This is a genomic window from Pseudonocardia sp. Ae505_Ps2, assembly GCF_001932425.1.
Taxonomy (GTDB): domain Bacteria; phylum Actinomycetota; class Actinomycetes; order Mycobacteriales; family Pseudonocardiaceae; genus Pseudonocardia.
Genome location: NZ_MCIP01000002.1, coordinates 26696 through 31223 on the forward strand (window position 1 = coordinate 26696; position 4528 = coordinate 31223).

Genomic DNA, 4528 nt, shown 5'->3' on the forward strand with positions numbered 1-4528 from the left:
CTCGCCGCCGCCCTGCTCACCCGCCGCCCACCAGCCGGAGTGATCATGCACAGCGACCGCGGGACGCAATACACGAGCCGGGAGCTCACCGACTTCTGCGCCGCCAACAATGTGGCCCGATCGATGGGCCGACGCGCCACCTGCTTCGACAACGCCGTCGCCGAGTCGTTCTTCGCCAGCTACAAGAAAGAACTCATCCACACCCGGCCATGGAACGACATCACCGAGGTCCGACAGCAGACATTCGTGTGGATCGAGAGCTACTACAACCGTCGCAGACGGCACTCCACCCTCGGATACTTGACACCCACCGAATACGAGCTAGGATTCAGGAAAATAACCGACTTGGCAGCCTAAACCGGCGTCAAAGAAATCGGGAACACTCCAACCCATGATCACGGGCGGGTGGACCTGCGTCACTCCTCGCCCCGCGGGCTCGCCGCTGGCGATGTGGCGAAGGACGAACGCGAGGCCAGCTACAAGCCCGCCGGAGAACCCGCCCCCCGGGCCGTAGTGTCCGCCGACCAGCAGGTAGATCGAGTACAACAGCATGACGGGGAACAGCATACGGGCAACGGGAACCAGCGGGGAGATGTAACCTTCCGGCCCGGGTCCGCCGCCCGGCGACTCGTCGTCCACAGCGGGTGTCCCTCTGCCTGGAGATGGGGTGTACGCCCGAGGCGCTCTCCATCCCACCGGTTCCTGCCACCTGCCCGGGGAGGCGCGGGCGTCGACCGTCCACTCGGTCACCGGTTCGCCTGCGGGCCCGGGCGAGGTCTTCACCGAGTTCCTCGAGTGTGCCAGGGTTTCGCGGTGTCGAGTGGGAGGTCACCGGGCGCGATCCTGAGGGTGAAATGGGTGGCAGCCCGGTACTCGATGGGGAGTTCCTGCAGTAGAGGCGCTACGATGGTGACCACCGACTTCGCGTGGATGGGGCCGAACACCGCGATCGCCCATTGCCGGGCTTCTGCGTCAGGTAGGGCCAGCGGGGCGCCGCTGGCTTTGTCCGTCCGTGTCACCGCCAACCGCCATTCCGACATGCTGCTGTCTACCCGGTGGACGGCCGAGCAGAGTGAGAGAACGTCACCGTTCCGGCTGATGCGTGCGTAGGCGAGCTCGGTTCCAGGGTCGACCCTGTTCACGTCGAACGCGTCGCGGAGGTGGAAAACGACGTCGGGAAAGCGCTCCTGCAACGCATCGATCTCCCGGTCTTCCAAATGGTCACGTCGCCGGAGCCATCGGATCATGGCGCAGCCCCCCGCCCGGCGGAGCGCTCAGCCCGCTGCGCCGCCTCCGGAGCGTCGACGCCGGCCCTGGCCCGTTCGTCGGCCTCGGCCCGTTCCCGGTCCCGCAGCTCCTGCCGGGCGCGTACGAGCGCCGCAGTCTCCGCGGGCGGGTCCGGGCTGAACAGGCTGCCGGGCACCGGCCTCCCGGCAGCGCCCAGCTGGTTCATCCGCTTCGGCACCGAGGCGCCCTGGTAGTCGAGCACGACCGGGTGGCCGTCCTTGTCGAAACCGGCCAGCGGCTGGTGTAGCTCGACATACTGGCCGTGTGGGAGCCGCGTGATGATGCCGGTCTCCAGGCCGTGCTCCAGCACCGCGCGGTCGGAGTTCTGCAACCCGATGCACCAGCGGTAGGCCACCCAGTACACGATCGGCGGCACTATCAGCAGCCCGAGCCGCCCCGCCCAGGTCGTCGCGTTGAGCGAGACGTGGAAGAACAGCGCGATCCAGTCGTTGAACCCGCAGAGCACCAACCATAGGTAGAACGCGATCGCCATCGCCCCCAGCGCCGTCCGGACAGGCACGTCCCGGGGCCGCTGGAGCAGGTTGTGGTGCGCCTGGTCGCCGGTGAACCTCCGCTCGATCCTCGGATACGCGGACGCCACGGCGAACAACACGGGCAGGAACGCCGCGGTCGGCAGGAACGCCGACGGGATGGTGTACGTGTCGAACAGGTAGAATTCCCACGGCGGGAAGATCCGCCCCATCCCTTCGGAGAAGAGCATATAGAAGTCGGGCTGCGACCCGGCCGAGACGTGCGAGGGATCGTAGGGCCCGAAGAACCAGATGCGGTTGATCTCGAAGAGTCCGGCGATTAGCACCAGGACACCGGTGACGACGAAAAAGAACGCGCCACCCTTGGCGGCGAACTGCGGCATGATGCGCACACCAACGACGTTGTTCTCTGTCCGACCGACGCCGGGGAACTGGGTATGCTTCTGGTACCACACCAACCCCAAGTGCACCGCGATCAGCGCGAGGATGACCCCGGGCAGGATCAGCACGTGAATGATGTAGAGCCGCGGGATGATCTCCATTCCCATGAACTCGCCACCGAACAACGCCCAGTGCACCCAGGTGCCGACCACGGGCACGGACAAGGTGATACCGGAGGCGATGCGCAGACCGACCCCGGAGAGCATCTCGTCGGGCAGCGAGTAGCCGGTGAAACCGGCAAAGGTGCCGAGTAGGATCAGGTTCACCCCGATCACCCAGTTCGCCTCACGCGGCTTGCGGAATGCTCCGGTGAAATACACACGGAACATGTGACAGATCATCGAAGCGACGAACAGCAGCGCCGACCAGTGGTGGAGCTGCCGCATGAACAGGCCGCCCCGCACCTCGAACGTCAGCTCGAGGGCCGACTCATAGGCCCTTGACATGTGCACTCCGCGCAGCGGGTCGTAGGGGCCGTTGTAAACGACCTCCTCCATCGAGGGATCGAAGAACAGCGCCAGGTACACGCCCGACAGAAGAACGATGATGAAGCTGTAGAGAGCAATCTCGCCCAGCATGAACGACCAATGGGTCGGGAAGACCTTGTTGAACTGCTTCCGCAACCCGGCCGCATAAGCGAAACGCTCGTCGGCCTGATCGAGCACCACTGCGCTCGTCCCCGGCGGCTTCGGTCTCTTCGCCAACGCATCGGTTGAGTTCATATCTTGGAGCTTCCTCCTCGAATACTCAGTGAGGGCCAGATTACAGACGCGATGCCACCCCGGCTCCTGCACGGATCGTCAATGACGTTCGGTGGACCAGATCGGCCCACTCTGTGTGAACGTGTTTGAGAAGCCCGCGCAGCAGTGGCTCTCGCGTGGCCGTAAGGCCAAGACTGGCGGGACTTCTGCAGGTCGCCCGAGCGGAGCACCGGTGCGACGCGGATATCGGACGTCACTTTGAGCGCTTCTCAAACACGCTCTGAGGGAATCGACCCGTAGGGCCGCGTAGGGCCGTCTGCCGCCCGGGAACGGCAAAACCGGCCGTGGGCACCACCGGGGCGTGGCACCTGTCGACCAGGAACTATGACCCTGCACCGGTCCACAGTAAAGGACGGCAAGCCGGTGACGGACACGGTCGGAAGCCCTCTCGCCAGACACCAGCAGCGGGAGCGACTGATGCCAACCAGTTGCCTCCCGGGCTTTTGTCCCGCCGTGGGACGGCCTCGCGGCCGCCTGCATCTCTCGGACCAGACTCCCGAGGGACGGGACGGAACCCTAGACGCGCCCCACCATCGTGGTGGATCGCATCGGATTCTAGCCGATCGTCCGGTTCTCGTCGCATCAGCGCCTCACTGCGGGTCGGTGTTGCCGCCGAATCGCTCGCGCAGGTTGCGGGCCAGGCGCTGTCGCAGCAGATCGCCGTCGGCGTGGCGCTGGTGGCGCTCACGGCGTCAGTTCTCAGTACGTGCGAGGTCACGCCACGCCGTACCTGCTCTGACCAGCCCGAACATCAGGTTGGCAAAGGCTCACTGGTCCAGCTGGTCGCCACCGGAGCAATGCTTGAGACCTGTGGATGACTGTGGAGGGGCCGTACCCTTCCGGTGATCTTGAAGGCTCTCAAGCAAGACCGGCGCAGCAACGCTGGTCGGAAGGGCACGACCCATGCTCAGCGTAGTTCCCGAGGCCGGATCCGGTGACGAGGCCCGTGTGCAGGAGGGGCCGGCGTTGATCGACGAGCTCGTCCGCGAGGGCGCCCGCCGGATGCTCGCCCAGGCTCTGCAGGCCGAGGTCGACGACTACATCACCCGCCACAGCAACGAACGCGACGCCCACGGGCGGCGTCTGGTGGTGCGCAACGGCTCCCACGAGCCTCGCGAGGTGGTGACAGCCGCGGGCGCGGTGGCGGTGCGGGCGCCGCGGGTCGACGACCGCCGGATCGACCCCGCGACGGGCGAGCGGCGCCGGTTCTCCTCGGCGATCCTGCCGTCCTGGTGCCGCAGGACGCCGAAGATCACCGAGGTGCTGCCGCTGCTCTACCTGCACGGCCTCTCGTCGGGGGACTTCGTGCCCGCGCTGGGGCAGTTCCTCGGCTCCAACGCGGGCCTGTCCTCATCGACGGTCACCAGGCTGACCGAGACCTGGAAGACCGAGCAGCAGGCGTTCTCCCACCGGGACCTGTCCGGGGTGGACTACGTGTACGTGTGGGCCGAGGGCATCCACGTCACCATCGGCCTCGCCGAGCACAAGTTGTGTCTGCTCGTGCTCATCGGAGTCCGCGCCGACGGGCACAAGGAGCTCGTCGCCCTC

At 66.2% G+C, this 4528-nt stretch carries 5 protein-coding genes and 1 riboswitch; of the genes, 2 read left to right on the plus strand and 3 right to left on the minus strand.

All coding sequences use genetic code 11. The features are described 5' to 3' along the window. Positions 1 to 357: integrase core domain-containing protein (locus tag Ae505Ps2_RS28330; RefSeq protein WP_212567717.1), on the plus strand; the 357-nt coding region annotated here is incomplete at its 5' end. Here the strand turns inward: Ae505Ps2_RS28330 and Ae505Ps2_RS28335 are convergent. The 3 genes from Ae505Ps2_RS28335 to Ae505Ps2_RS28345 all read right to left on the minus strand — a co-directional run bounded on the left by Ae505Ps2_RS28335 (position 322) and on the right by Ae505Ps2_RS28345 (position 2887). Continuing rightward, complete coding sequence (locus Ae505Ps2_RS28335) at positions 322 to 567, minus strand: MnhB domain-containing protein (RefSeq protein ID WP_075334512.1); 246 nt, start codon at positions 565 to 567, stop codon at positions 322 to 324. The genes Ae505Ps2_RS28330 and Ae505Ps2_RS28335 overlap by 36 nt on opposite strands. A gap of 212 nt (positions 568 to 779) precedes the next feature. Beyond that, on the minus strand, positions 780 to 1247 hold the full coding sequence (locus Ae505Ps2_RS28340; protein ID WP_139320275.1) for a hypothetical protein: 468 nt from the start codon (positions 1245 to 1247) through the stop codon (positions 780 to 782). Further along, positions 1244 to 2887: a cytochrome bc complex cytochrome b subunit gene (locus Ae505Ps2_RS28345; protein WP_249265409.1), complete on the minus strand. Its 1644-nt coding sequence runs from the start codon at positions 2885 to 2887 to the stop codon at positions 1244 to 1246. The genes Ae505Ps2_RS28340 and Ae505Ps2_RS28345 overlap by 4 nt, the downstream gene beginning before the upstream one ends. Before the next feature lie 523 nt (positions 2888 to 3410). Next, positions 3411 to 3511, minus strand: a riboswitch (guanidine-I (ykkC/yxkD leader). Positions 3512 to 3883: 372 nt separating this feature from the next. Here Ae505Ps2_RS28345 and Ae505Ps2_RS28350 point away from each other — a divergent pair. After that, positions 3884 to 4528: transposase (locus tag Ae505Ps2_RS28350; protein ID WP_170917168.1), on the plus strand; the 645-nt coding region annotated here is incomplete at its 3' end.

Excerpts from the sequence above, each read along its gene's own strand:
- Ae505Ps2_RS28335 (WP_075334512.1), bottom strand. The coding sequence starts at position 567 with ATGCTGTTCCCCGTCATGCTGTTGTACTCGATCTACCTGCTGGTCGGC.
- Ae505Ps2_RS28340 (WP_139320275.1), bottom strand. The coding sequence starts at position 1,247 with ATGATCCGATGGCTCCGGCGACGTGACCATTTGGAAGACCGGGAGATC.